The sequence below is a fragment of the Tahibacter caeni genome, from assembly GCF_024609805.1.
Taxonomy (GTDB): Bacteria; Pseudomonadota; Gammaproteobacteria; order Xanthomonadales; family Rhodanobacteraceae; genus Tahibacter; species Tahibacter caeni.
Genome location: NZ_JANFVR010000382.1, coordinates 1 through 4,094 on the forward strand (window position 1 = coordinate 1; position 4,094 = coordinate 4,094).

Genomic DNA, 4,094 nt, shown 5'->3' on the forward strand with positions numbered 1-4,094 from the left:
CCGGCGGCGCCGCCGGCCAGCGCGAGCGCCGGCGTGGCGCCGAGGCGCGCGCCGATCTGCGCATGGAACCTTTCCACAAGTGAAGCCGCCGCAAGCCAGCAGCCCGAGCGCACGGCGTCCTCGGTGTCGTCGGCGGCCTCGACGATGCGCGCCGTATCCGAAGCGCCGACCCGCGCCGTCGCGCCGAGCAGCGCCTGCTGCATCAGCATCGGGCTCGGCGCGATCAGGCCGCCGAGATGCCCGCCGCCGGCGTCGAGCGCATCGAGCACGAGGGCTGTGCCGACGCTCGCGAGCACCACGGCCTCGGCCTGCTGCGTGTGCAATGCGATCAGCGCGACGAAGCGGTCGACGCCGAGCTTCTGCGGCCGCGCATAAGCGCTGCGCACGCCGCAGGCCTCCGCCGCGCTCGCGACGAATTCGGGCTCCACGCCGAAGCGCGTGCGCACGGCCTGCACGAGTTCGGCCTCAAGGCGCGGCCGGCCTACCGAAGCGACGAGCGCGCGGCGCAGCGGCGGCGCGTCGCGCCAGGCATCAGCCAGTTGCTGCGCCAGCGGCCGCGAATGATCGACCGGCGTGCCGACCTGCAGCCCGGTGTCGTCCTGCAGCGCCCACTTGAGACGCGTATTGCCGAGATCCACGAGCAGGTTCATGCGCGCCTTACCGTCACTTCCGCGCTGTCGAAGCCGGCGATGGTATCGCCTTGCCGCAGCAGCAGCGCGCCGCGCGCGTCGACGCCGGCGCCTATGCCCTGCTGCATGCCGTTCGCGTCGGTCAGGTTCAGCACCTGCCCGAACAGACGGTCGCGTTCGACGAAGGCCGCGCGCAGGCCGGCGAAGCCGTCGGTCTCGAAGCGGTCCAGCACCTCGGCCAGTTCGCCCAGCACGGCGGCGACGACGCGATTGCGCGACGGCAGCGGCGCACAGATCGCGGCGAGGTCGGCCGCGGGCTGATCGATGGCCGCGCGCACGACCGCGGGGAGATAGACGTTCACGCCGATGCCGATGACCGCATGGCAAGGACCGAGGAACTCGCCGCCGAGCTCGACGAGGATGCCGGCCAGCTTGCCGTCGCCGGCGAGCACGTCGTTCGGCCATTTCAGGCCCAGCGCCGGCGCGCCGCAGCGTTCGAGCGCCCGGGCCGCGGCGACGCCGACGGCCAGGCTGAGCCCGGCCAGGCTGCCCATGCCGCGCGTGAAGCGCTTGAGCACGGACAGATAGACATTGCACAGCGGCGGCGACTGCCACTGGCGTCCGCGCCGGCCGCGGCCGGCGCTCTGCTGCTCGGCGAGGCAGACGGCGAGGTCGCCGTGCGCGACGGCCGTGCGCAGCAGCTCGCTGCTGGTCGAATCGATGTCCCAATGCACGGCGATATCGCCGAAACGCGCCTGCAGCGCCGGCGGCAGCGCCGCGCGTATGGCCGTCGCATCGAGCAGTTCCAGCGGCAGCTCCAGGCGATAGCCGCGGCCTGCCGCGGCCTGCAGCGGCAGGCCGGCTTCGCGCAGCTCGTCGAGCCGCTTCCAGACCGCCGCGCGCGTGACGCCGAAGCGGCGCGCGAGTTCGCTGCCCGACCAGCCGCGCCCGTCGGCGAGCGCGGCGACGAGATCGCGCGTCTGCATCAGCGCCGCTCCGCGAACAGCCGCGCGAGCACGCGGGCACGCTCGAAGCGGTGCTCGGTGCCGCGGTACAGGCGCAGCAGGTTGCCGGCGTGCGTCAGGGTCAGCAGCACGGCGCAGGCGGAGGCATAGGCCAGCAGGCCATGCACGTGCGGCGCGATCCAGGCCGTCAGCGGCACGAGGCTCAGGCCCGCGATCACGGTCGCGAGCCCGACATAGCCGGTCGTGGTCAGGATCGCGAGCCAAACCAGCAGCAGCGGCGCGAGCAGCAGCGGCTGCAGCACGGCCAGGGTGCCGACGACCGTGGCCGCGCCCTTGCCGCCGCGAAAGCCGTAGTAGACCGGGAACACGTGGCCGAGCACCGCGGCGAAGCCGCAGGCCAGCGCTTCGACGTGGAGGCCCGGCGACGCCGCGGTGGTCGGCACCAGCAGCGCGAGCCAGACCGCCAGCGCGCCCTTGCCGATGTCGATGACGACGACACCCAGCGCGAAGCGCCAGCCGCGCGTACGCAGCGCATTCGTGCCGCCGGCGTTGCCGCTGCCGGCCCGGCGTATGTCGAAACCCTGGCGCCGGCCCAGCAGCAGGCTGCCGGAGACCGACCCCAGCGCGTAGGCGAACACCGCCTTGGTCATCAGCACGAACATGGCACCGCCGGGCGCGGACAGGGGCGCAAAGCCTAATCCATGCCGGCCGCGGCCGGCGCGGCCGCCGGCACGATTTGCGCCGCGCGCGCGGCTTCGTGATTTGCAAACCCTCCGGGGCGCGGCTGTAATCCGCGGTTTGCGCCCGCCCCTTCCCGTTCCGGAGCTTCCATGTCCATTCTCCGCATGACCGACCTCGACCTGCGCGGCAAGCGCGTGCTGATCCGCGAGGATCTGAACGTGCCGATCAAGGACGGCCGCATCACCGCGACCCAGCGCCTCGACGCCGCCTTGCCGACCCTGCGCCTCGCGCGCGACGCCGGCGCCGCCGTGCTGGTCATGTCGCACCTGGGCCGGCCGGTCGAAGGCCAGTTCTCCGAAGCCGAATCGCTCGCGCCGGTCGCGGCCTGGCTCGGCGAGGCGCTCGGCAGCCCGGTGCGCCTCGTGCGCGACTATCTGGACGGCGTCGACGTGGCGCCCGGCGAAGTCGTGCTGCTGGAGAACTGCCGCATGAACGTCGGCGAAGGCAAGGATTCGCCCGAGCTCAGCGCGAAGTACGCCGCGCTCTGCGACGTCTACGTCATGGACGCGTTCGGCACCGCGCACCGCGCGCAGGCCTCGACGCACGGCGCGATACGCGCCGCGAAGGTCGCCTGCGGCGGTCCACTGCTGATGGCCGAGCTCGATGCGCTGGCCAAGGCGCTGGAAAATCCGCAGCGTCCGCTGCTCGCCATCGTCGCCGGCTCCAAGGTCTCGACCAAGCTGGAGCTGCTGCAGACCCTCGTCGGCAAGGTCGACCAGCTCATCGTCGGCGGCGGCATCGCCAACACCTTCATCGCCGCGAGCGGCCATGCGATCGGCAAGTCGCTGGTCGAGAACGACCTGCTCGACACGGCGCGCCAGATCATCGCCGCGGCCAAGGCGCGCGGTGCCGAGGTGCCGATTCCGAGCGACGTCGTCGTCGCCCCGGCGTTCGCCGCCGATGCGCCGGCGACGATCAAGGCCGTGGACGCGGTCGGCGCCGACGACATGATCCTCGATATCGGCCCGCAGACCGCGGCCGGCTACGCGGCGCTGATCGCCAAGGCCGGCAGCGTGGTCTGGAACGGCCCGGTCGGCGTGTTCGAGTTCGATGCGTTCGGCAAGGGCACCGAAACCCTGGCCCGGGCGATCGCCGCATCGAAGGCGTTCTCGATCGCCGGCGGCGGCGACACGCTCGCGGCCGTGGAGAAATACGGCGTCGAGGCCGACATCAGCTACATCTCTACCGGCGGCGGCGCGTTCCTAGAATTCCTCGAAGGCAAGGAACTGCCGGCCGTCACCGCGCTGAAGGCGCGCGCCTGACGGCAGATTCGCCGCGCGGGCCGGGGTGAGCCGCGGCGTCGCGCGCGCGATGCGGCGAACGGACCGCGCCCGGGCCGGCGTCGCGGCCGATGCTCGCCGGGAGTCCGGCGCACCGGTCCACGGAACGCCGCAACGCCGGGATTTGCCGGCGGCTCCGGCCCGCCCGTCGAACCGGGTCGGGCTTAACAGACGGCGGCGCAGGGCGACGCTAGGGTGCGCCCTGCTCCTTCCTGCCTGTCCGTGCCATGACCGCGTTCCGCCTCGCTCCCGCTCTCCTGCTGCTCGCCGCCGTCGCCGCAACGGCCGCGCCGCTCGAAGGCCGTCTCGAACTGACCTGGGGCGATCCGGACCCGGCAACCGGCGGCGCCGCCCAGTTCCGCGCCACGCTCGTCGACGACGCCGGCCGGCGCCACACGCTGGACCCGCAGCAGGCGCGGTTCGGCGCCGGCGATCTGCCTGCGCTGGCCGGCCGCCGCGTCGCCGTCGAGCTCGGCGCG

5 protein-coding genes are annotated in these 4,094 nt (G+C 73.2%); 2 read left to right on the plus strand and 3 right to left on the minus strand.

Annotation, left to right across the window (positions count from 1 at the left end; all coding sequences use genetic code 11):
* The 3 genes from NON22_RS21135 to plsY form a co-directional block, all read right to left on the minus strand.
* Positions 1–650: type III pantothenate kinase (locus tag NON22_RS21135; RefSeq protein ID WP_257388966.1), on the minus strand; the 650-nt coding region annotated here is incomplete at its 3' end.
* Positions 647–1,615, minus strand: a complete 969-nt coding sequence (locus tag NON22_RS21140; protein WP_257388967.1) for a biotin--[acetyl-CoA-carboxylase] ligase — start codon at positions 1,613–1,615, stop codon at positions 647–649. The genes NON22_RS21140 and NON22_RS21135, both read right to left, overlap by 4 nt.
* Positions 1,615–2,256, minus strand: a complete 642-nt coding sequence (gene plsY, locus NON22_RS21145) for a glycerol-3-phosphate 1-O-acyltransferase PlsY (protein WP_257388968.1) — start codon at positions 2,254–2,256, stop codon at positions 1,615–1,617. Before plsY ends, NON22_RS21140 begins: the two co-directional genes overlap by 1 nt.
* Positions 2,257–2,424: 168 nt before the next feature.
* Here plsY and NON22_RS21150 point away from each other — a divergent pair, with 168 nt between their 5' ends.
* Positions 2,425–3,597, plus strand: a complete 1,173-nt coding sequence (locus NON22_RS21150) for a phosphoglycerate kinase (RefSeq protein WP_257388969.1) — start codon at positions 2,425–2,427, stop codon at positions 3,595–3,597.
* A gap of 245 nt (positions 3,598–3,842) precedes the next feature.
* On the plus strand, positions 3,843–4,094 hold a 252-nt coding region (locus NON22_RS21155), incomplete at its 3' end, for a hypothetical protein (RefSeq protein WP_257388970.1).